The organism is Leisingera aquaemixtae (assembly GCF_019801145.1).
Classification (GTDB): domain Bacteria; phylum Pseudomonadota; class Alphaproteobacteria; order Rhodobacterales; family Rhodobacteraceae; genus Leisingera; species Leisingera aquaemixtae_A.
Genome location: NZ_JAHVJQ010000016.1, coordinates 22,458 through 42,983 on the forward strand (window position 1 = coordinate 22,458; position 20,526 = coordinate 42,983).

Annotated in this window: 19 protein-coding genes, 1 tRNA gene and 3 pseudogenes; 12 read left to right on the forward strand and 11 right to left on the reverse strand. The window is 61.5% G+C overall.

The features are described from left to right. Positions 1-10 precede the first annotated feature (10 nt). Genes KUW17_RS22260 through KUW17_RS22270 form a run of 3 tightly spaced genes read left to right on the forward strand, consistent with a single transcriptional unit; the run spans position 11 to position 2,824 of the window. The gene (locus KUW17_RS22260) at positions 11-679 is read left to right on the forward strand and encodes a TRAP transporter small permease (protein WP_222482503.1); all 669 of its coding nucleotides are present in this window, start codon (positions 11-13) and stop codon (positions 677-679) included. Beyond that, positions 679-2,037: a TRAP transporter large permease gene (locus tag KUW17_RS22265; RefSeq protein WP_222482504.1), complete on the forward strand. Its 1,359-nt coding sequence runs from the start codon at positions 679-681 to the stop codon at positions 2,035-2,037. The genes KUW17_RS22260 and KUW17_RS22265 overlap by 1 nt, the downstream gene beginning before the upstream one ends. 13 nt (positions 2,038-2,050) lie before the next feature. Beyond that, positions 2,051-2,824, forward strand: a complete 774-nt coding sequence (locus KUW17_RS22270; RefSeq protein WP_222482505.1) for an IclR family transcriptional regulator — start codon at positions 2,051-2,053, stop codon at positions 2,822-2,824. Positions 2,825-2,952: 128 nt separating this feature from the next. Here KUW17_RS22270 and KUW17_RS23420 read toward each other — a convergent pair. Continuing rightward, positions 2,953-3,104, reverse strand: a pseudogene (locus tag KUW17_RS23420) (IS3 family transposase); the annotation flags it as partial. Between the two features lie 63 nt (positions 3,105-3,167). Between KUW17_RS23420 and KUW17_RS22275 the strand changes: the two are divergent. Beyond that, positions 3,168-3,852: pseudogene (locus KUW17_RS22275) on the forward strand (IS3 family transposase); the annotation flags it as partial. A 737-nt stretch (positions 3,853-4,589) separates the two neighbouring features. On the opposite strand, the gene KUW17_RS22285 reads toward KUW17_RS22275, so the two are convergent. Beyond that, positions 4,590-4,892: a hypothetical protein gene (locus KUW17_RS22285; RefSeq protein ID WP_222482506.1), complete on the reverse strand. Its 303-nt coding sequence runs from the start codon at positions 4,890-4,892 to the stop codon at positions 4,590-4,592. A gap of 227 nt (positions 4,893-5,119) precedes the next feature. Between KUW17_RS22285 and KUW17_RS22290 the strand changes: the two genes are divergently transcribed. From KUW17_RS22290 to KUW17_RS22300, 3 genes are all read left to right on the forward strand, one after another. After that, on the forward strand, positions 5,120-5,464 hold the full coding sequence (locus KUW17_RS22290) for a helix-turn-helix domain-containing protein (protein WP_222482507.1): 345 nt from the start codon (positions 5,120-5,122) through the stop codon (positions 5,462-5,464). Positions 5,465-5,664: 200 nt separating this feature from the next. After that, the gene (locus KUW17_RS22295) at positions 5,665-6,300 is read left to right on the forward strand and encodes a helix-turn-helix transcriptional regulator (RefSeq protein WP_222482508.1); all 636 of its coding nucleotides are present in this window, start codon (positions 5,665-5,667) and stop codon (positions 6,298-6,300) included. Positions 6,301-6,361: 61 nt separating this feature from the next. Further along, positions 6,362-7,027 carry an acyl-homoserine-lactone synthase gene (locus KUW17_RS22300; RefSeq protein ID WP_222482509.1) on the forward strand — a complete coding sequence of 222 codons (666 nt, stop codon included), beginning with the start codon at positions 6,362-6,364 and terminating at the stop codon, positions 7,025-7,027. A gap of 801 nt (positions 7,028-7,828) precedes the next feature. Here KUW17_RS22300 and KUW17_RS22305 read toward each other — a convergent pair. Genes KUW17_RS22305 through KUW17_RS22330 form a run of 6 tightly spaced genes read right to left on the reverse strand, consistent with a single transcriptional unit; the run spans position 7,829 to position 13,254 of the window. Beyond that, on the reverse strand, positions 7,829-8,602 hold the full coding sequence (locus KUW17_RS22305; protein ID WP_222482510.1) for a LamB/YcsF family protein: 774 nt from the start codon (positions 8,600-8,602) through the stop codon (positions 7,829-7,831). A gap of 9 nt (positions 8,603-8,611) precedes the next feature. Beyond that, entirely contained in the window at positions 8,612-9,628 is a 1,017-nt protein-coding gene (locus KUW17_RS22310; protein WP_222482511.1) for a biotin-dependent carboxyltransferase family protein, read from the reverse strand. Further along, on the reverse strand, positions 9,625-10,371 hold the full coding sequence (locus KUW17_RS22315; RefSeq protein ID WP_222482512.1) for a 5-oxoprolinase subunit B family protein: 747 nt from the start codon (positions 10,369-10,371) through the stop codon (positions 9,625-9,627). The genes KUW17_RS22310 and KUW17_RS22315 overlap by 4 nt, the downstream gene beginning before the upstream one ends. Beyond that, entirely contained in the window at positions 10,371-11,666 is a 1,296-nt protein-coding gene (locus KUW17_RS22320) for a TRAP transporter large permease (RefSeq protein WP_222482513.1), read from the reverse strand. The genes KUW17_RS22315 and KUW17_RS22320 overlap by 1 nt, the downstream gene beginning before the upstream one ends. Positions 11,667-11,675: 9 nt before the next feature. Continuing rightward, the gene (locus tag KUW17_RS22325; protein ID WP_222482514.1) at positions 11,676-12,224 is read right to left on the reverse strand and encodes a TRAP transporter small permease; all 549 of its coding nucleotides are present in this window, start codon (positions 12,222-12,224) and stop codon (positions 11,676-11,678) included. A gap of 58 nt (positions 12,225-12,282) precedes the next feature. Then, the gene (locus tag KUW17_RS22330) at positions 12,283-13,254 is read right to left on the reverse strand and encodes a TRAP transporter substrate-binding protein (protein ID WP_222482515.1); all 972 of its coding nucleotides are present in this window, start codon (positions 13,252-13,254) and stop codon (positions 12,283-12,285) included. A gap of 169 nt (positions 13,255-13,423) precedes the next feature. On the opposite strand from KUW17_RS22330, the gene KUW17_RS22335 reads away from it, so the two are divergent. After that, on the forward strand, positions 13,424-13,945 hold the full coding sequence (locus KUW17_RS22335) for a winged helix DNA-binding protein (protein ID WP_222482516.1): 522 nt from the start codon (positions 13,424-13,426) through the stop codon (positions 13,943-13,945). A 170-nt stretch (positions 13,946-14,115) separates the two neighbouring features. Here KUW17_RS22335 and KUW17_RS22340 read toward each other — a convergent pair whose 3' ends face one another. Continuing rightward, positions 14,116-15,048: a LysR family transcriptional regulator gene (locus KUW17_RS22340; RefSeq protein WP_222482517.1), complete on the reverse strand. Its 933-nt coding sequence runs from the start codon at positions 15,046-15,048 to the stop codon at positions 14,116-14,118. A 119-nt stretch (positions 15,049-15,167) separates the two neighbouring features. Here KUW17_RS22340 and KUW17_RS22345 point away from each other — a divergent pair, with 119 nt between their 5' ends. From KUW17_RS22345 to KUW17_RS23425, 3 genes and pseudogenes are all read left to right on the forward strand, one after another. Continuing rightward, complete coding sequence (locus KUW17_RS22345) at positions 15,168-16,826, forward strand: BCCT family transporter (protein WP_222482518.1); 1,659 nt, start codon at positions 15,168-15,170, stop codon at positions 16,824-16,826. A 104-nt stretch (positions 16,827-16,930) separates the two neighbouring features. Next, on the forward strand, positions 16,931-18,583 hold the full coding sequence (locus KUW17_RS22350) for an ABC transporter substrate-binding protein (RefSeq protein WP_222482519.1): 1,653 nt from the start codon (positions 16,931-16,933) through the stop codon (positions 18,581-18,583). Positions 18,584-18,806: 223 nt separating this feature from the next. After that, positions 18,807-19,835, forward strand: a pseudogene (locus KUW17_RS23425) (recombinase family protein); the annotation flags it as partial. 51 nt (positions 19,836-19,886) lie between these two features. Here KUW17_RS23425 and KUW17_RS23430 read toward each other — a convergent pair. Continuing rightward, the gene (locus tag KUW17_RS23430) at positions 19,887-20,048 is read right to left on the reverse strand and encodes a hypothetical protein (RefSeq protein WP_261397362.1); all 162 of its coding nucleotides are present in this window, start codon (positions 20,046-20,048) and stop codon (positions 19,887-19,889) included. A gap of 107 nt (positions 20,049-20,155) precedes the next feature. On the opposite strand from KUW17_RS23430, the gene KUW17_RS23435 reads away from it, so the two are divergent. After that, positions 20,156-20,431: a hypothetical protein gene (locus tag KUW17_RS23435; protein WP_261397363.1), complete on the forward strand. Its 276-nt coding sequence runs from the start codon at positions 20,156-20,158 to the stop codon at positions 20,429-20,431. Here KUW17_RS23435 and KUW17_RS22360 read toward each other — a convergent pair. Continuing rightward, positions 20,410-20,486, reverse strand: a tRNA-Met gene (locus tag KUW17_RS22360). The two genes, KUW17_RS23435 and KUW17_RS22360, sit on opposite strands and share 22 nt — an antisense overlap. Positions 20,487-20,526 lie beyond the last annotated feature (40 nt).

A 20,526-nucleotide genomic window follows, 5' to 3' on the forward strand; every position in this document is an offset into this window, starting at 1 on the left:
GGAGGATAACATGCAGCTTTGGCCGGACATCGGCGCCATTTTCAGCGCCTTCGCATCCCAGGACAGCTGGGAAATCCGCAATGCCTTGGAAAGCAACGCGGCCTGGGTGCTGGGAACAGTTGCCGCCGCGGTCGGCGGGTTGCTGGTGATGCTGACCTACCGGCTGGTGCCGCTATTGGACCGGCACCTGGAGCGCACCATCATGGTGTGGAGCTACCTGGCGATTGCTTTCATCATCTTCTGGGGGGTGATTGACCGCTTCGTCTTCAAGAACCAGCAACCCTGGTCCACGACAATTCCGCCGCTGCTGTTCATGATCATGGCTTGGTTCGGGGCAGCCTTCAACGTTCGGCTGCGGACACATCTGAGCTTCTCGGAATTTCGCACCATTATGCCCCGCTGGGCGCAGATGGGCTGCCTTACCCTGGATGCGGTGCTGTGGTTCGGCTTTGCAGTGATCGTCTTTGTCACCACAACCAGACTGACCGCGCTGTCGGCCTCTAACTTCCAGATTGTTCTGGGCACCGACAGCGTGCTGCAATGGTGGTTTCTGATCACCGCGCCCCTGTCTTTCGTCCTGATGATCGCGCGGGTGTTTGAAAACCTGGCTGACGACATCCGCAACTACCGCAGCGGCGCGCCGCTGATCAAACAGGCCGTGATCGGAGGGGACGTGTGATGGATACTGGAACCTGGGTCACGCTGATCTCGCTCGGGGTCACCTTCCTGTTCATGCTGGGCGTGCCGGTGCTGCTGGTCATTGGCTATTGGGTGATCGGCTGCTCCTTCGTGCTGGGGCTGACACTCGACAACATGGGCGCGGAGCTCTTGAATGTGTTCAACAAGGGCTTTGCGCTGCTGGCGATGCCGCTGTTCATCCTGACCGGCGACCTGATCAACCAGTCCGGCATTGCCCGGCGCCTTTCGGATTTCGCCTATGCCTGCCTTGGCTGGATGCGCGGCGGACTGGCGATGGCCTCGCTTGGTGCCTGCGGGCTGTTTGCCGCCATTTCCGGCTCCAACTCGGCAACAACCGCCACCATCGGCTCGATGCTGCACCCGGAAATGGTCAAGGGCGGCTATGACGAGCGCTTCTCCGCCGCCACTGCCGCGGCAGGCGGCACCGTCGGCATCATCATTCCGCCGTCGATCATCTTCATCGTCTACGGCTTCCTGATGAACCTGCCGATCTCGGATCTGTTCGTCGCGGGCATCCTTCCCGGTGCAATGATGGTCATCGGCATGCAGCTCGCCTGCTGGATCATCTGCCGACGCAACGGCTGGGGCTTCCTGATCCCCCTGCAGCTGAACCGGGTCCTGAAAACCGCCTTCGGCGCCTGGCTCGGCTTCTTTGCCATCGGGCTGGTGCTGTGGGGCATCTACACCGGCAAATTTTCCCCCACAGAGGCGGCGGGCGTGACCGTTGGCTTTTGCGTCATCGCAGGCGTGCTGTCCTGGGTGGTGACAAAAATCACCGGTGCCCACAGCGACAAGACATGGGAAGAAAAATCCTATGCCGAAATGCTGGTGGTCGAAGGCTTCACCATCCCGCAGATCCCCGGCATCGTGGTGCGCTCGGCCCAGATCACCGGCATCCTGGCGCCGCTGATCGCGATTTCCGTGGTGATGCAGCAGATCCTGTCGCTCCTCGGCGCGCAGCAGGCGATCGGCGGGTTTGTCACCTCGATGGGCGGCTACCACGCGGTTCTGTTCACCTCGATGGTGATCGTATTCTTCTCCGGCATGGTGCTGGAAAGCCTGCCGGTTACCATCATCCTCGCCCCGATACTGGCACCAATTGCGGCCTCGGTCGGTGTGGACCCGATCCACTTCTCTGTAATCTTCCTGGTCGGTGCCTCCATCGGCTTCATCACTCCGCCCTATGGGCTGAACCTCTATGTCGCATCGGGTGTGACCGGTGTTCCGTATTTCCGCCTGCTTCGCTATACGGTTCCCTACCTTGCAGCCCTGATTGGTGTGTGGGTTCTGGTCTCGCTGGTTCCTGACTTCGCCTTGGCGCTGCTGCCCAACAAGTAGGGATGTGACGGTGATGGCAGAGGACACGTCGGAGAAGAAAGAAGGGCAGATACCCACCAACCTGCGCCTGTTGGTGCTGCTGGAGGAAGTGGCCCGCCGCGGAGAGGCGGTGAAACCGGCGGAAATGATTGAAGCCATGGGCCTGCCCAAGCCGACTGTCCACCGTCTGATGCAAACTGCTGAGGCTGAAGGTTTTCTGCAACGCGACCTCGACGGCCGGGCCTACGGGCCCGGTCCGCGGCTGCGAAAGCTGGCCTTCAACACCATGTCCTCCGAGCATCTCCGCACCGCGCGCCTCACCATCCTTAAAAGCGTCGCCGAGGAGCTGGGCGAGACCTGCAACCTTGCCACCCCTGACCGCGAGGGAATGATCTATCTTGACCGGGTGGAAACCAAATGGCCGCTGCGCATCCAGCTGCCGATCGGCACCCAGGTGCCGTTTCACTGTACCGCCAGCGGTAAGATGTACCTATCGACCCTGAAACCCAGCACGCTGGCAGCCGTGCTGCGCGCCCGAACGCTGGAGGCGGTGACAAGCAAAACCTGCACTGACGCGGACGCGCTGAGCGCCGAATTGGAAGCCATTGCCAAGCGCGGTTATTCCACCGACGACGAGGAGTTCATTGCCGGCATGGTCGCCGTTGCCGTCCCAGTGCGGGACTCCCGCGACAGGCTGCTTGCAACGCTCTCCGTCCACGCCCCAGTCCAGCGTCACAGCCTGCAAGAGCTGACAGAGTTCCTCCCATCTCTGCAGAAGGGAGCAGGGGAGCTGGCGCGCCTGACTTGAGGCGCTGCGACGGAAAATTCACCCCCCCCTGAAGTGTTCCCTGCATAGTCCGTGCTAATTCCTTCACCCTGTTCAAGCGGTATGTTTGCCCAAGGCGCTGTCGGCCGTTGCCAGAATTTGCCGTTCCATCAGGCGCATGGGCTGGTGTCGTGCTTTGGTTTCATCAAGTTTGCCAAGGCCTTGGTCCTATCAGCTCCGCGGGGGCGTTCCTCATTGTGGTCTCAACGCCAGGCCTTCTATTCTCTGCAGCATCTTCAAGCCTCATGAACCAATGGCGGTTCGTCACCTGATCCTCCCCCACTGAAGTGCTCCGCCGTTATGTTTAAGAAAACGGAAGATCAGAATGGGAACGAAGCGACACAAGCCCAAAGAGATTGTCACTAGGTTTCGGCAGGTTGAGGTGCTTGTCGGTCACGGGATGCAGCGCGTGGATGCGATCCGCGAAGTGCGCATCACCGAGCAGACCTACTACTGCTGGCGCAAGCAATATGGCGGGATGGGAACCGACCAGCTCATGGAATTCAAACGGCTGCAGAAAGAAAACAAGCGGCTGCGTCGCGCCGTTTCGGATCTAACCCTGGACAAGCTCACCCTGTCGGAGGCTCCAAAGGGAAACTTCTGAGCTGCGCTCGCCGCCGAGCCTGCATTGTGCATGTGCGCAGTCAGTTCAGGGTGTCGGAACGAAAGGCCTGCCGTGTCCTGGGGCAGCATCGTTCCACGGAGAGAAAGTTGCCAAGAGGCCGGGCCGGCGAGGCGCGCCCGGTCGCGGACATAATTGAGCTGGCGCGCCAATACGGCCTCTACGGTTACCGGCGGATCGCGGCCCTGCTGAGGGATGTCGGCTGGCAAGTGAACGACAAGCGTGTCGAACACCTGTGGCGGCGTGAGGGGCTGAAAGTGCCTGCGAAACAACCGAAGAAGGGACAAACGACGGATCATGTGTCCGGTTGTGGCCTGAGTATCGCAACCGCGCCTGCAGCTACCACTTCGTGAATTGCCGGACCGATGATGGAAAGGCCTTCAACGTCGCCGCAGCGGGCGACTGCCATGACCGGCGGAAGGCCGCACACTCCCTCAAGAAGGTGGAGAGCCGGATACAAAACATCCTGACGGCAATCGAGGACGGCATGTACACCGCATCGATGGAGGACAAGGTGGCTGAGCTGGAAGGTGAGAAGGCCCGCCTAGAGGCGGTCATCGCTGCCAACCCGGAGCCCCCTGCCCTGCAGCTGCATCCGAGCCTCTCAGCCCGGTACCGGGAGCTGTTCGAGGATCTTGCTGGCTCTCTGAATGCGCAGGAAGTGAGGCGGGAGGCCACTTCGTCGTTGCGGGCGCTGATTTCGGAAGTTCGGATGGTTCCGGACACTGATGCGCCCAGCGGCCATCAGCTTGAACTTGTTGGGGAACTGGCGGGGATCATGGCATTGGGGATGCCGGAATCGAAAAAGCCGCCCGCTGTTTGCATAGGCTTGGTCGGACACGGTGGCTGCGGGAGCAGGATTTGGACACTGTTTCATTCAAGCCCGATAACTTACCGCTGCGTCACCAGCCGCCATCCGTTGCAAGCGCTACTTAGGTATCTTCTTACGTCCACTGTGCGCAGATAGCTGCCGCTGCAAAGTTGCGAACTGTGGCCGCCGTTCGGAACCTGACCGGGATATTACTGACATTCGCCGTAAGTGCAGTATGGGCGAAAGTCAGCAAGACGCAGAATGTGACAACAGCAGCATGTATCGCCGGGCTCGTCCCAGAAACACCCTGAATACTATGAAAGCCTCTTGGTTTCGCAAGCAATAGACTCACTCAGAATTTCCAAAGAGCCGTCAGCAACCAATTCAGCAACAAGATCTGCGACTCGTGCTTGCGCCTTACCCACGGAATCCGCGGCTTCGTCGAGTTCGTCCGCGTATTGGTCAGGATTACCTGGGTTCTGGCGGCGCGACCGTGCCAGGCCCTTAGAGGCAACTGCAAATGCTTCGCGGGCCTCGGCATAGTCTTTGGCGGCGGCGATCACGGCTTGTATCCGCTCGAACTGCGTTTTTTTGTAGCTAACGGTATTGGCACTCATTCAAGAACACTCCTGGCAATTTCTGGGCAGGCCGGGCCTGTCGCGGTGATCCCCCTTCTGAACCGGCACTGCTCCAGTGAAACGGCACGATAGGCGTAAAATTCTACTGGCTCCACACGTTAGATCTGCCCCCCAGATATATACTTCTACCCCACTCAAGATCATGCTGCTAAAAACCGAAGTATAATTCTAATTGCTGACGGGGTAGTTCTATGTATGATGCTGGCATGACTGGACAAGATGTAAGCTCGCACCCCGCGAATGATGTAAAGGCTGAGCGTTGGAGGCAGCGCCTGCGCCAGGCGCTGGACATCCGCGGCCTCGACTATGGCGAGATCTCTGAAGCCGCAGGCAACAACGCCGAATACGTCAGCAAAGTGTTGAACGGGCGCTTCAATCCCACTGTGGTACGTATCATGCGGATTTGTGAAGCGGCGAATATCGACATGGCCTATCTCTTTTCTGAAGAAACGGATTCAGTTGATCGCAGTGTTCTAAGCAAGGCGGCGGAACTTACCGAGGACGACGCCAAGCTAGTCAGCCGGCTTATCAACAGCGCCCGCTCGCGCTAGCTCTATCCTTTCAATGATTTTAATAAACAAATGGGTTCCCTGACTTGGCCATTCCCGATTGGCGGCAGCAACTGAGTGCAAGAGCGTTTCAAGAGTGGATGCGGTAATTTTGTCTCTTTGCACTTCCCCCTCCGGCCTGATGAAAAATTATCATTTGTGATAATCGCCTAAAACGATATGTTTGAACTAAGTTGCATACTATGCGTGTGGTTCACAATATGAGAAGTGATATTCGGGGCGTTCTTTTAAGGTCATTGGATCAATTATCGGAATGCGGCTATTCCATCGGAGTCGGCTTTGACGGCGTAGAGCCGGTCTTTGTTCACAGCACCTACAACCAGCGCTGGATAGACAGATATGTCGATCAGGGTTACCTGCTGATAGATCCGACTATTCAATTCGGGCTGAGCAGCACCGGCCAGGCAACCTGGAAGGAGCTTGAACGCCTTTTCCCGTCATCCAGAGCATTTTTTGAAGATGCCGCGAACTATGGGCTGCACCACGGGAATACCCTGGCGATCAGCGCTGACGGGCGTGTCTCGGTTCTGAGCTGCTCCGGCCCTGAGTGGGGCAAAGAGGACCTGCGGATCGCGCGCACAGCTCTGCACGCGCTTCACGCACTGGAGTACGAGCCGTCAAACCCGGTTACGCTGACGGAGCCGGTGAAGGATGTCCTCCGCCTGATGTGCGGCGGCTGCAAGGATCAGGAAATCGCGGACCGTTTGGGCGTGAAGCTGGAAACCGTCCGGGCAAGACGTAGAACCGCCCTGCAGGCGCTTGAAGCGAAAACAAGCGCGCAGCTCATATCACAAGTGATAAAATTCAAACTAATCTGAAGGTTGAATATTTCAAACGGCTAAGGCCGTTTCAACATGGCGCTGCAATTAGGAGAGCGCCATGCAATTACACATCTTTCCATTCGAACAGCGGTCCGCCTTCAAAGCGGAGTACCAAGGCTTCCTCGCGCTGCGCAAACAAAAGCTGGTAGACGAACTAGGCTGGGGATTGCATCACGACGGAACCTTCGAGCTGGATCAGTACGACCGGCCGGGAGCTATCTATTCCCTCGTGACGAGGGGCAGCCGGATCATTGCCGGAGCCCGCGCCGCCTCATGCGGCGATAGTGACGGATACTGGAGCTACATGCTCAAGGACGCTAGGGACGGCAAGATCCAGGGCATCCCCGGAGGGCTGCTCAGCGAGTACCCGGAGACAAACCGGACCTGGGAATGCACGCGGTTCGTCATGGACGAAACCCGCGCGGACACGGCACAGCCTTCCATCGAAACCAAGCTCGTCGTCGCCGGACTGTGCATGGCGGCGTTCAGCTTCGGGGCATCCGAAATGATGTCCCTGTCGCCCCGCGGCCTGGGGCTGCTGCTGAAACGGTTCGGCTACAAAGTCCGGAAAGAGGCCGCCCGCTACATCTGCGGCGACGACGGGCGCGAGTACCGGCCGTTTCTGATGGCCTGCAATCCCGCGGTCAACCAGGATCTGGCCGCTCACTACATTTCGCCTGGCTCCCTGCCCGTCGCACCGCTGCAACTACAAGGAGCCGCCTAACAAAAAATACTGGTTCAATGTCCATGCTTAGCTTTTGACTGTTCGGCTTTAGGTGGCCGGGTTAGATCACTACGGGTAGCCGGATGCTCCCGGACTCGAAAGCCGGATCACCCCGGAATACCCACCCCGCTCTGCAGCCAATCTAAGCCCCAAATTGAATGGTCGGTCAGTGCTGTTTGCCCCACGCTTCACGCGCTAAGGCTTGAGCACTGGCTGATGACCAGTATGGGCTACAGCTGATTTCAGCAACGATGCAGCATCCGCCATTTGGAATATCCCACCCGAGTGAAGGACGGCTCTTTGCAGACATTGGTCAAGAGTTCGATTTGCTGCGGTGCAGCCTGTCATCAAAGGTTTTCGCCACGTCCGTGAAATCGTGTTTGGCTCGTACCCGCGCCGCCGGAACCAAGCCTGCTCGTCCAAAAGTTCAAGAAGGCGGGCTGGCCCGTTTTGGCTGCCTAGTGCTTTACGGTCATCCGATAAAAGCGATTGCAATGTCCAGCGGCGCGGCTTTAGAACTCAGTCCTTCGGCAGTCCGAGGCTTTGCAGGGAATACAGCATTGGATGTCTCATCCCCTGCTTGGTTCCAGGCAGGGAATGGGGCTTCGGGCGAGATCAGACATCATGGCTGGAACGGTCGCCCAATGTCACGTTCAGGATCACTCCCTTGCCCTTGCTCAAGACCACGGGAAATTCCCGCTAGGTGACAGGACAGTCCCGGTCATAGCCTGGCTTGCAGAACTAATGCTGATCATAGGGGGCAATTCAGGCAGGCTGCGGAAAGCGGTTTCTATCGGAAACTTAAAGTGCCGCGCCATTGGTTTTGGCAAGGCTTATGCCACTGTCCTGCAGCGCACTGCGCACGGCAACTGCAATTGCAAGGGCTGCCGGGGTGTCACCATGAAGGCAGATGGTGTCGATCCGGGTTCCGATCCGTTTTCCGCTGGCTGTTATTATGGCTCCCTCGCGCACCATCTCTACCATCCGCCGCCCAGCCTCTGCCGGGTCATGTATCACAGCGCCCGGCAGGCTGCGGTCCACCAGCGTCGCATCGTCGTTATAGGCGCGGTCGGCAAAGATCTCGCACGCAGTGTTGCACCCCACTTCCTGTGCTGCCTGCTGCTGGGCGGTGCCCGCCAGCACCATCACGATGATCGCCGGATCGACTGACAAGGCCGCCTGATAGCAGGCCCGCGCCATCCCAATGTCTTCCGAGGCCATATTGGCCAGCGCCCCGTGCAGCTTCAGATGCCGCACTGCACCTCCGGCTGCGCGCGCCATTGCCTGCGCTGCACCCAGCTGGTAGCGCACCATGTTGCCCAGCGTCCCATAGGACACTGACATCCGGCGGCGGCCAAAGCCCTGCAGGTCGGGAAAGCCCGGATGCGCGCCAATCCCAACATCCTTGACCACCGCATTCTTCATAGTCGCGGCCATCACATCCGGATCGCCCGCGTGAAAGCCGCAGGCGATATTGGCCGAGGTCACGATATCAAGCAGCCCGGTATCATCTCCTAAGGACCAGCTGCCAAAGCTTTCGCCCATGTCGGCATTCAGATCGACAGTCCTGGTCATGTCATCTCCTCACACGACATCATCTTCACCGGCAATCGCGCCGCTGATCAGCTGATAGGACAGCAGGTTGGACATGGTGCGCGGGTCCCGGATCAGCGGAAAGCACAGGCTGCCCAGACCCTTACGCCGCTCCGCCTCGGCCCGCTCCAGCGCCACCGCTTCCTCCAGCGCAATGAAACGGAACTTCAGCGCCACTCCCGCCGCCGCCTGCGCCAGCACGGGCAGATCGCAAGGAAGAACCGTGCCGATCCGCGGATAGCCGCCCGTGGTCTGGCATTCCGACAGCAGAACATAAGGCGTGCCATCGCCGGTCACCTGGATATCGCCAGGCACGATCACCTCCGACACCACCGTGCGCGCGCCTTCAGGGCGGAAGCCCACGCCACTGCCCTCCAGCGGCACACCCATGCGGTTGCCTCTGGCGCCGCGGCGGAAGGTTGACTGCTCGAACCGCGAAAGCTCAGCTTGCGGGAACAGCGCCGTCTGCAGACTGGGCACAACCCGCACCGTGCCGCCCTCGAACCGGTTCTCGGGCGCCAGCCCAAGCCCGGTGGTGCGGCCGCTGTCAGGACCGGTTTCCAGCACTTCCCCTTCTGCCAGCGGCGTGCCAATGCCCCCTGCCAGATGCGCCGAACGCGCGCCCAGAAGCTCCGGTGTCTCAATGCCGCCGCCCACGTGCAGATAGCCAAAGCTGCCGCTGCGTGCCATGCCGATGGCCAGCCGCGCGCCCGCGGGCAACAAGTAGCTGGCGTTCCAGGCCACAGCGGCACCGTCGATGCTCGCCCGCATCGGCGCGCCGGTCAGGGCAATGCGCAGATCGTTGTTCGCCTGAAACTCGCCGCCCATACCGGCCATCTCGACCGCCGCTAGATCCGCGCCCTGCCCCAGCAGCGCCGCGCCCTCGGCCAGCGCCAGCCGGTCGGCAGCGCCGCCGCGCGAGACCCCGTATTCCAGCCAGCCCGGGCGGCCGCTGTCCTGAACCGTCACCCGTGGTCCGGCGCGTAAGACGGTCAATGTACCGCTCATGTCAGCGCCTCCCCCTTGGCGCCGCCCAGCGGATCGCGACGCAATCCCTGCAGCTCTTCCGGCGTCACCGGTGTGAATTGCACCTCATCGCCGGGGCGCAGCAGGAACGGCTCCTCCGCATCCGGGTGGAACAGCCGCACCGCGGTCTGGCCCGCGTGCATCCAGCCGGTGGGCGTGGCCACCGAGAACAGCACCAGCTGCCGGATCGCCACCGCCAGCGCACCTTCGGGAATGCGGGTGGTCAGCTGGGTCTGGCGCGGGATGTCCCAGGCCTCCGGCAGCTCGCCCAGATAGGGCTGGCCGGGGGCAAAGCCGATGGTCTGCACCCGCACCCGTGCCGCCGATAGCGAGGCCACCGCCTCTGCCTCTGTCATGCCCGCGGCCTCTGCCGCCTGCGGCAGTTGCGGCGCCAGCTCTGTGCCGAACACCGCCGGAATCCGCCAAAGGCGGCGCTGGCGGGGCAGCGCGGCCGCATACCAGTCGCGCTGCGCCAGCAGCGCCCCCAGCCGCGCCCGCAAGCCCGCATGGTCCAGGTACCGCAGGTCGAACCGCACATAAGCTGACACCAGCGAGGTTGAGACTTCCTCGACCCCGTCCCAGCTTTCCTCCGCCAGCGCGGCGCGAAACGCCAGGGCGGCGCGGTTGGCAGGCTCGCTCAGGCGGCTGCCAAAGCTCACCAGCATCCCGTCCACACCCACCGTGCGGACTTCGGTGAGAGGCGGTGCTGTGCTCACCTCAGTCATCACATCTGCTCCGGCAGGTAGGTCACGATTGTCGGGAACAGCACGATCAGCACCAGCGCCACGATCATCAGGAAGAAGAACGGCAGCGCCGCCTTGGCCACGGTCAGTATGTCCCGCCCGGTCAGCGACTGCAGAACAAACAGGTTGAAGCCGACCGGCGGGGTGATCTGCGACATCTCCACCACGATCACCAGGAAGATGCCGAACCACAGCGGATCGATGCCCGCTTCCAGCACCATCGGCATGATCACCGACGCCGTCAGCACCACCACGGAGATTCCGTCGAGGAAGCAGCCCATGATCACAAAGAAGATGGTCAGCGCCGCCAGCAAAGTGAAGGTCGACAGGTTCAGCGAGCCAATCCACTCCGCCAGAATGCGTGGAATCCCGGTGAAGCCCATCGCCACGGTCAGGAACGAGGCGCCTGCCAGGATAAAGGCGATCATGCAGGAGGTGACGGTCGCCCCCATCAGCCCCTCGGTGAAGCTCTGCCGGGTCAGCGAGCCGCTCTGCCACGACAACAGCAGCGCCAGCACTACGCCAACAGCGGCGGCATCGGTGGGCGAAGCGATGCCTGCATAGATGGAGCCGATCACCCCGCCGATCAGCAGCACCACCGGCAGCAGCCTGCGAGCGCGCTTCAGCTTCTCGCGGAAGTTGGCGGCGATGTCCTCTGTCGGCAGCTTGTTGCGGTTGAGCAGCGCCCAGACCACCACATAGCCCACGAACAACCCGACCAGCAGCACGCCGGGCAGCACGCCCGCGACAAACAGCCGGGCGATGGATTGCTCGGTCGCCACGCCATAGACGATCAGGATGATCGACGGCGGGATCAGCAGCCCCAGCGTTGCAGAACCGGCAAGCGTGCCGATCACCAGCTTCTCAGGGTAGCCGCGGCGGGCCAGCTCCGGGATCGACAGCTTGCCGATGGTGGCGGCGGTTGCAGCGGACGACCCCGACACCGCGGCAAAGATCCCGCAGGCAAAGACGTTCACATGCAGCAGCTGCCCCGGCAGCCGGTTCATCCAGGGCGAAAGCCCGGTGAACATGTCCTCCGACAGGCGCGAGCGGAACAGGATCTCGCCCATCCAGATGAAAAGCGGCAGCGCCGCCAAAGCCCAGGAGTTGCTGTGGCCCCACATGGTGGTGGCCATCACCAGCCCCAGCGGCGCCTCGGTGAACAGCGCCATGGCGGCAATGCCTACGCCCAAGAGGGCAAAGGCCACCCACAGGCCTGCACCCAGGAACAGGAAAAGAAGGACCAGAAGAATGATGGAAAGCGCGGCAACCGACATGATGATCCCCTATTCGCTCAGAAGGTTTTCGCCCTTGCCCTCCCAGGAGGGCAGCGCGCCGCGCAGCATGCAGACCAGCTCGTCCGCCAGCGCCAGGGTGAGGATGCCAAGGCCCAGGGTAACCGGTGCCTGCGGAAGCCACAGCGGCACCGACACCATGCCCGCGCTTCGGTCGCCGAACTCCAGCGACTCCAGCAGCAGCAGACCCATGTACCAGGTGGCATATCCGCTCATCGCCAGCGCCAGAAAGGTCACGGCGGTCTCCACAGCCCCGCGGGCGCGCGTTGGCAGGCGGTTGGTCAGCAGCGTCACCCGGATATGGCCGCCTGCACGCAGCGCATAGGCCAGTGCCAGAAAGGTCGAGGCTGCCAGGAAAAAGCCGGTGAAGTCGGCATAGGACGGGATCGTCAGCCCTATACCGCTGCCAAGCAGTGCCACCGCGACCTTGTCGGCCAAGTTCAGGCACACCTGTGCAAATACCAGTGCCACGATAGAGACGATGAAAAGTGCTGCCAGCCCCCCGGCCGCACGGTAGATGAAATCGAGCACAGTCCGCATGGCTGCTCCTCCTCCCCAGGAGACCGGACGCCGCAGCCGGCGTCCGGCCGTTTTGCGGTTACTGCTGGTAAGTGTTCAGCAGGGTGGCTCCGGCCTCGCCGGCCTCGCCTTTCCAATTCTCCAGCATCTGGGCGCCAATGGCGCGCAGGCCTTCCATCAGCTCTGCCGAGGGTTCAGACACGGTGATGCCGTTTTCCTTCAGCACCTCGATCTGGCCGGTGGTTTCGGCCCGGCTCATCTCCCAGCCGCGCGCCTCGGCCTCAGCCGCGGCTTCCAGGACCGCGGCCTGAGTGGCCTCATCCAAACGGCGGAAAGCGCGCTTGTTGACCACTACGATGTTCTTAGGGATCCAGGCCTGGATGTCGGTGTAGTGGGTCAGGAAGTCCCAGGCCTTGGAATTCACACCAGTGGAGGGCGAGGTGATCATCGCCTCGACCCGGCCGGTGCTGAAGGCCTGCGGGATGTCCGGAACTTCAACTTGGGTTGGCGCGGCGCCCGCCAAGTTGGCGAACTGCTCGAGCGTCGCGTTGTAGGTGCGGAACTTCAGTCCCGCCAGATCGTCAACTCTGTTGATCTCTTTGGTGGTGTACAGCCCCTGCGGCGGCCACGGCACCGCGTAGAGCGCCATCAGTCCCTGCTCGTCCAGCAACCCGTCGATTACGCCCCTTTGCGCCGCCCAAAGGCGCTCGGCCTCTTCATAGCTGGTGGCCAGGAACGGCAGCGAGTCGGCGCCGAACGCCGGGTTGTCATTGGCGAGCAGTGACAGAAAGAACTCACCCGCAGGCACCTGGCCGCTGCGCACCGCCTTGCTGATTTCAGGGTGTTTGAACAGGGAGCCGGCCGAATGGACCTTGATCTCCAGCCCGCCAGCAGTGGCCTCGGCGACGTCACCGGCAAACTCAGCAATGTTCTTGGTGTGGAACGTGGCGTCCGGGTAAGGGGTCGGCATGTCCCAGGTTGCCGCCTGCGCCGAAACCGACAGCCCGGCAATCAGGACAGCAGCGCTGCCCAGCATACGCGTGATCTGCATTTTCTCCTCCCAATGCGATATACTCATATTTCGTACTCATAACGCTTACATTTTGTCAACGTTATGCAAGCATATCCCAAATACCTGCTTGATCCCCTTGAAATCTTGCCCTTTTATATTCAGACATAGGCAAAACACCGGGGTTTTACTGACAAAGAAAGGGCATTCAGTGAGTAAAAAATTGCCAAAATCCCGCCGAATCGTCTCCTCGCGCCATCTGGCCGAAGGTGAAGGCTGGGAGCTGTCGGAACTGGAATACGGCCTGATCGTGGCTTATAACGCCTTTTCGCGTTGGATGACCCGCTGCATGACAGCTGCCGGGCAACCCAACCTCAGCGCGCTGGAAATCCTGATCCTTCACAACGTCAACCACCGCGGCAAGGACAAGCGCCTGTCCGACATCTGCTTCCTGCTCAACATTGAAGACAGTCACACAGTGAACTACGGGCTGCGCAAACTGCTGAAGGCCGGGCTGCTGGACTCGGAGAAACGCGGCAAGGAGGTTTTCTACCGCACCTCGGCAGAGGGCGCGGACCTCTGCGCCGCCTACCGTGACATCCGCCGCCATTGCCTGCTGGATGGACTGGACTCGGCTGAACTGCCGGGTAAGGACCTGCGCGAGCTGGCCCGCAGCCTGCGTGCACTGTCTGGCCACTACGACCAGGCCAGCCGCGCAGCAGCGTCACTATAGCTCCGGACCCATTGATTTCACGTGTTCGGCATTGTTCAACGGCAAAAAAGCGAGTGGTGATTGGCTCAACCTTCTCTGGCTGACCGATGTGCTGGTACCGCACGATGCCGCCACGGCTTTCCAATGGGGAAGACATGGGTTTACGCCAAAGCCTCTCAGATCCGGATTGGTCACCTGAGCGTCAGGTTGGCCGTATGTGCTGCAATCCACTCGAACACCAGGTTCGGGCCGCGCAGGCGGCTTGAGTAATCGCGTGACATCACGTACCCGGCATCGCTGGCCACGACATCCCCGGTCACCTGCACCAGCCTGCCGTCTGCCAGCAGGTTGTCGATCAGTCCCAGCCACCCCAGCGCGATGCCATCGCCGGAGACCGCCGACTGCACCACCATGTCGTAGTTGTTGAAGCTGATATAATTCTTGGACCGCTCCCCCGCGATGCCAAGACTGTCGAACCAGCCCTGCCAGGTCTGCCATTCCGCCGAGGCCGGTTTCGACAGGCTGAGAAGGTGGCAGTCCAGCAGCTTGGCTGACGCCGTGATTGGGCCGTGGGCATCAAGATAGGAAGGGCTGCAAACAGCCGCGACCCTTTCCTGCAGCAGCATGACATCGCCGTCCGCCATGCTGCCGCGCGGGGCGACGTGAATCTTGATGTCGCAATCTTCTCCGTAATCGGTCGGGGGCACCTGCGAGGCCAGGATCTGGATTTCAATCTCATCCCCCAGTTCAGACCGCAGATGCGACAGCCGGGGCAGCAGCCAGAAACTGGAGAAGGCGAAATCGGCCGAGATCCGCACCCTTGGCTTCGACTTCCGCTCCAGCAGCGAGGCCACGGAATTTCCCATCTGCGTCATTGCCGGGCGGACAACATTGAGCAGCCGGACGCCCTCGTTCGTCAGCGACACGCCACGGTGCTCGCGCTTGAACAAGGCTATGCCCAGTTCCGTTTCCAGCCCCTTGATTTTCTGGGATACTGCAGACTGCGTCAGCCCCAGCGCTTCGGCGGCACCGGTGAAGTTGCCATACCGGGCGACTAGGTCGAAGGTGTGCAGCGCAACCAGGCTGTAGCTCAGCCTCCTATTAATTCCGCTAATGTCGTTCATAAATTATTGCCTACTGCAAAAGGGCGAATTTTTATAACAGAAAATGCCCTGCGTAAGTTCTGCTAAGGCCGCAGCCCCGGCGGCATCTCCTGGCAGATCAGAAAAGACAGGGAAACTGCATGTCAATAAAACCTCCTTTAACGGATCTGCCGATCGGCACGTCCGACAGCGGATTTTACCGGGGCTTCAGCCAGATCGTCACCATTTCATCGAAGCTGATGATCGGCGGGCTGGTGGTCTGGGCGATTGCCTTCCCGGAACAATCGGGTGCGGTCTTGAACTCGATCAACGGCTTCATCCTCGCTTCCTTCGGCGCTTGGTACATCTGGACCGTGGCGCTGTTCGTGCTGTGCTGCATCGCGCTGGCGATCTGGCCCACCGCCGGGCGGCTCAAGCTGGGCCAGCAAAGCGACGCGCCGGAATTCTCCAACTTCTCCTGGTTCTCGATGATGTTCGGGGCCGGCATCGGGGTCGGCATGCTGACCTGGGCGGTGGCCGAGCCGATCTACCACTGGAACAACAACCCGGAAGTGATCCAGGGGCTGACCAACGGCGGCACCGCCGACAATATCCGTATGGCGTATAAGTGGTCGTTCCTGCACTGGGGCCTGGGCGCCTGGGCCTGCTATGCCATTGCCGGGCTGGCGCTGGGGTTCTTCAGCTACCGCCGCGGCCTGCCGCTAACCATGCGCTCCTCGCTGACGCCGCTGTTCGGCGCCCGCCTGTCCGGATCGATCGGTCATCTGGTGGACATCGTCGCCGTTGTCGCCACCATTCTCGGCGTTGCGCAAACCCTCGGCTTCGGGGTGGAGCAGTTTGTCTCCGGCCTTACCCGGATCGGTATTACAGGTCTGACCAATGAGGCAGGCACCGCCAACACCACCGGTGTGCTGGTTGCCATTGTGGTGATCATGGCTGCTTCCACCGCCTCGGCGCTGTCCGGGGTCGGCAAGGGCATCAAGTGGCTGTCCAACCTGAACATGGTGCTCAGCATTGCGCTCCTGAGCTTCTTCCTGCTGTTCGGCTCCACCTTCTTTGGCCTGCAGGCGCTGGTTGTCGGCCTGTGGGATTATCTGGCGGCGCTGCCGGATATGAGCTTCCGCGTCTGGACCGGCGACGGCAACCCGGACAGTGTGGCATCGAAACTGGAAGGCTGGCAGGGCGGCTGGTCGGTGTTCTACTGGGCTTGGTGGATTGCCTTTGCGCCTTTTGTCGGGTTGTTCCTGGCCCGAATCTCCAAGGGCCGCACCATCCGCGAGTTCGTGCTGGGTGCCATGATCGTGCCCTCGCTGATGTGCTTCGTCTGGTTCACCTGGGCCGGCGGTACCGCTATCGACCTGGAATTGTACGGCGGCGCAGGCGGCCAGATCTCCAGCGCGCCGGATGGCGACAAGATCTTTGCTATGGTACAATACATGCTGTCGCCCTGGCTGGGCTGGGCGATGTCGGTGATGATCGTGGTTCTGCTGATGACCTATCTGGTGACCACTGCAGACAGCGCCGTGCTGATCGTCAACACCATCAACGCCGCCGGTGATGAAGGCCCCAAGGCCCGCCCGCATATCCTGTTCTGGGGTGTGGCGCTGGGTGCGGTGGTCACAGCGCTGCTGCTGGTCGGTGGCCTGAAGGCAATCCAGACCGCGATGGTGATCGGCGCACTGCCCTTTTCGCTGGTAATGGTGCTGCAATGCGCCGCCCTGATCAAGGCGATCTACAACGACGGCCGCCGCGCACAGGCAGGCGTGGCCGCCACTATCACCCAAGAGCCCGCCGAATAAGGTTCTCCCCGGGGATGGCGGCCAGCGGGCAGGGCTGCCGTTCCAACCACCGTACCTCTGCCCGCACCCTTTCTGGCGCTGAGCACAGCAACAAAGGAAGCAAAATGACACAATACTACAACAGGGAAACTCTCCACCCCGCCGTCCGGATGCACGCTGAGGAAGCGGCTGAAGGCAAGCTGGACCGCCGCGAATTTCTGAGCCGGGCCACCGCGCTGGGGGTTACCGCCTCTGCCGCCTACGGCATGATCGGCCTCAGCCAGCCGGTGCAGGCGGCAGCCAATGTGCAGGAAGGCGGCACCATCCGCATCCAGCAGGTGGTGCGCGCGCTGCTGGATCCGCCGCTGTTCAACTGGCCGCAACTGGGCAATCTTGTGCGCGGCTACCTGGAATACCTGGTGCAATACAACGCCGACGGCACCTTTGAACCCCGCCTGCTGGAAAGCTGGGAGGTCAACGAGGATGCCACCGAATACCTGCTGCACATTCGCCCGGGCGTGAACTGGAACGACGGCCGCGGCACCCTGACCGCCAAGGACGTCGCCTATAACTTTGCCCGCTGGTGCGATGGCAAATGGGAAGGCAACTCGATGGCTGCCCGCATGGGCTCGCTGCAGAACGAGGAGGGTGACGGCCCGGCCGAGGGCGCGCTGGAGATCATCGACGACCTGACGCTGAAACTGAAACTGACCCGCCCGGACATCACCATCATCCCGGCGGTGACCGAATACCCCGCCGCCATCGTGCCGGACGGCTGGTCGGGCGATCCGGGCGCCGATCCGGTCGGCACCGGGCCTTACAAGCTGGTCGAATACGAAGTCGGCGTGAAAGTTGTGCTGGAGAAGAACACCGATCACGAATGGTGGGGCGAAGGCGCCCATTTGGACCGGATCGAATTTATCGACTTCGGCACCGACGGTGCCACCCACCTGTCCGCCGCCGAGGCCGAAGAGATCGACATGGTCTATGAGACCGTGGGCGAATATGTCGACATCTTCACCGGCATCGGCTGGAACGTGAGCGAGTCCGTCTCAGCCAATACATTGGTGCTGCGCACCAACCGCGACGCCATTGTGGAAGGGACCAGTCCCTATGCCGACGCCCGGGTGCGGCGCGCGCTGGCGCTGGCCTGCGACAACCAGGTTCTGTTGGAGCTGGGGTACGATGGCCGCGGCACCCTGGCCGAGAACCACCATGTCTGCCCGATCCACCCGGAATACGCCGACATCGGCGCCCCGGTGCGCGACGCCGAGGCCGCGCGCAAGCTGATGGAAGAGGCCGGGATGCTCGATTTCGAACACGAGCTGATCTCGATCGACGATGACTGGCGGCGTAATACCACCGATGCGCTGGCGGCGCAGATGCGCGATGCAGGCCTCAAGGTCAAACGCACCGTGCTGCCCGGCAACACCTTCTGGAACGACTGGGACAAGTACCCGTTCAGCTCCACCGACTGGGGCCACCGCCCGCTGGGGGTGCAGGTGCTGACGCTAGCCTACAAGACCGGGGTGGCCTGGAACGAAACCGGCCTCGCCAGCGCAGAGTTCGACAGCATGCTGGAAGCCGCCTCGGCCATTGCCGATGCCGACACCCGCCGCGGCCATATGGAAAAGATCGAGCAGTTCATGCGTGAGGACGGGACCATCATCCAGCCTTACTGGCGCTCGCTCTACCGCCATGCGCGCCCCGGCGTCATCGGCGCCGAGAGCCACCCGATCAATGAAATCCACGTCCACAAGTTGGCTCTTGAGGCCTGACCACTGCCTCTGACCATTTTCCTGAAAGCAACAAAGCGTGCGCCGGTAATGGCGCGCGCTTTCTGCGTGAGAACGGCGGTGAGAAAGTCGACCACGGGGCGGAGCAAAAGTCTGCCAGTCCGGGCGTGACCGGCGCCTTGGTCCGGAAGGACCAAATCCGGGGCTGGGACGCCCGCACCGCGTTGCCCTCTACGCACGCTACTCCACCGACATGCAGAACCCGATGTCGGTCGAGGATCAGTTCCAGCTGAGCGAGCGCTACGCCAGAGAGCGCGGCTGGGAGGTTACAGACCCTTACGCTGACAGCGCCATCAGCGGGACCGTGAGCCGCGCACGATCAGACTTCCAGCGTCTATCGGCAGACCTCGCCAGGGGCAGTTTTGATGTGGTTCTGGCCGAATCCATCGACCGCATTTCCCGAGACCCGGAGCATATCGCCGCCTTCTACAAAAGCGCCCGCTTCCGCGGCGTTGAGATCCACTCTTCCAACCGGGGAAAGGTCGACGCGCTGACGCTGGGCCTCTCCGCCATGTTCTCGGCGATGCACGTGGAAGAGCTGTCTCAAAAGACCCATCGAGGGCTGGAAGGCCGCGTCGAACAAGGCTTTAGCGCCGGCGGGAAGGTCTATGGCTACCAGCAGGGCACTGACGAGCGCGGCGCGCCGGTCAAAGGCAAACGCGCGATCGACGAGATCGAAGCCGCCGTGGTGCGCAGCATCTTCCGAGACTATGCCGCAGGGCTCTCGCCGATCGCCATCGCCAATCGCTTGAATGAAGAGGGGATCCCCTCCCCCTCTGCGCGCACCAATCGCCGGTCGTCAGGACGCTGGAAACAGAACACAATCAACGGAAACCGGGAGCGGGGCAACGGCATCATCAACAATGAACTCTACATCGGCTGGCTGGTGTGGAACCGGCAGACCTTTGTGAAGAACCCTCAGACAGAGAAGCGCGTTGCTCAACCGAACCCGAAGAGCGAATGGCGTACCGCCGAGGTACCTGAACTGCGCATCATCGACCAGGACCTCTGGGATGAAGTGAAAGCCCGGCAAGCCGCCCTGTCGAAGCGCAGCGCAAAGATCAAAGCCAGCGACCGCAACAAGCTCTCGGCCGGGCAGACCCTTCGCCGGAGGAAGTACCTCCTGTCCGGCCTCCTGCACTGCGGCCTCTGCGGCGGCAAGATTACCGTCGCCGGGAGCGGCAAATACAAGACCTACTACTGCGCCAACGCCAAGGAGATGGGTCCCAGCGTCTGCACCGGGTTTCGGGGCCTTCGGGAGAGCGTAGCCCAGCCTCTCGTACTGTCAGGCCTGCGGGGCGAGCTGATGAAGCCCGAGGCCTACGAGCACTTCCGGAAACGGTTCCATAAGCGTCTCGTCGAGAGCCAGGGCGCCGCCGAGGAAAGGCTGCGCATCCACGACGCCCGCCTGCACGAACTGGAGACGAAGGAACGCAACCTCCTGCAAGCCATTGAAGACGGGGCCTTCTCACCGGTGATCAATGAGCGCCTGAACGCCGTGCATGAGGAACTGACAGCAATGAGGGACAAACGCGCTGAGTATGTTCGCCGCAGGTGGAGCTGCCCGAGGAACTGCCGGAACTCAACCGGGCGATGGTGGCGGACCTGGCAGCATCGCTGTCGGACGAGGCTGTTGCCGGCCGGGCCGCCGATGAACTGCATGAGTTCGTCGAGCGTGTGGTGGTGCATTGGGACGAAGATGCGCAGGGCCACTGGCTCTCGATCGAGGGCAACCTGTTGGAGATGCTACGCAAATCGGCGCCGAGAGAACTCGACGCCGTGCGTGGTGATGCGATTTTCGCGAACGTTGGTTGCGGGAGCAGGATTTGAACCTGCGACCTTCAGGTTATGAGCCTGACGAGCTACCTGGCTGCTCCATCCCGCGTCAGGTGTTTTTGTATCGTTTAGAGAGATGTTTGGATTTT

Excerpts from the sequence above, each read along its gene's own strand:
- KUW17_RS22285 (WP_222482506.1), bottom strand. The coding sequence starts at position 4,892 with ATGAGTGCCAATACCGTTAGCTACAAAAAAACGCAGTTCGAGCGGATA.
- KUW17_RS22260 (WP_222482503.1), top strand. The coding sequence starts at position 11 with ATGCAGCTTTGGCCGGACATCGGCGCCATTTTCAGCGCCTTCGCATCC.
- KUW17_RS22320 (WP_222482513.1), bottom strand. The coding sequence starts at position 11,666 with ATGTCGGTTGCCGCGCTTTCCATCATTCTTCTGGTCCTTCTTTTCCTG.
- KUW17_RS22295 (WP_222482508.1), top strand. The coding sequence starts at position 5,665 with ATGCGTGTGGTTCACAATATGAGAAGTGATATTCGGGGCGTTCTTTTA.
- KUW17_RS22310 (WP_222482511.1), bottom strand. The coding sequence starts at position 9,628 with ATGAGCGGTACATTGACCGTCTTACGCGCCGGACCACGGGTGACGGTT.
- KUW17_RS22265 (WP_222482504.1), top strand. The coding sequence starts at position 679 with ATGGATACTGGAACCTGGGTCACGCTGATCTCGCTCGGGGTCACCTTC.
- KUW17_RS22290 (WP_222482507.1), top strand. The coding sequence starts at position 5,120 with ATGACTGGACAAGATGTAAGCTCGCACCCCGCGAATGATGTAAAGGCT.
- KUW17_RS22315 (WP_222482512.1), bottom strand. The coding sequence starts at position 10,371 with ATGACTGAGGTGAGCACAGCACCGCCTCTCACCGAAGTCCGCACGGTG.
- KUW17_RS22270 (WP_222482505.1), top strand. The coding sequence starts at position 2,051 with ATGGCAGAGGACACGTCGGAGAAGAAAGAAGGGCAGATACCCACCAAC.
- KUW17_RS22325 (WP_222482514.1), bottom strand. The coding sequence starts at position 12,224 with ATGCGGACTGTGCTCGATTTCATCTACCGTGCGGCCGGGGGGCTGGCA.
- KUW17_RS22300 (WP_222482509.1), top strand. The coding sequence starts at position 6,362 with ATGCAATTACACATCTTTCCATTCGAACAGCGGTCCGCCTTCAAAGCG.
- KUW17_RS22305 (WP_222482510.1), bottom strand. The coding sequence starts at position 8,602 with ATGACCAGGACTGTCGATCTGAATGCCGACATGGGCGAAAGCTTTGGC.
- KUW17_RS22340 (WP_222482517.1), bottom strand. The coding sequence starts at position 15,048 with ATGAACGACATTAGCGGAATTAATAGGAGGCTGAGCTACAGCCTGGTT.
- KUW17_RS22345 (WP_222482518.1), top strand. The coding sequence starts at position 15,168 with ATGTCAATAAAACCTCCTTTAACGGATCTGCCGATCGGCACGTCCGAC.
- KUW17_RS22350 (WP_222482519.1), top strand. The coding sequence starts at position 16,931 with ATGACACAATACTACAACAGGGAAACTCTCCACCCCGCCGTCCGGATG.
- KUW17_RS22330 (WP_222482515.1), bottom strand. The coding sequence starts at position 13,254 with ATGCAGATCACGCGTATGCTGGGCAGCGCTGCTGTCCTGATTGCCGGG.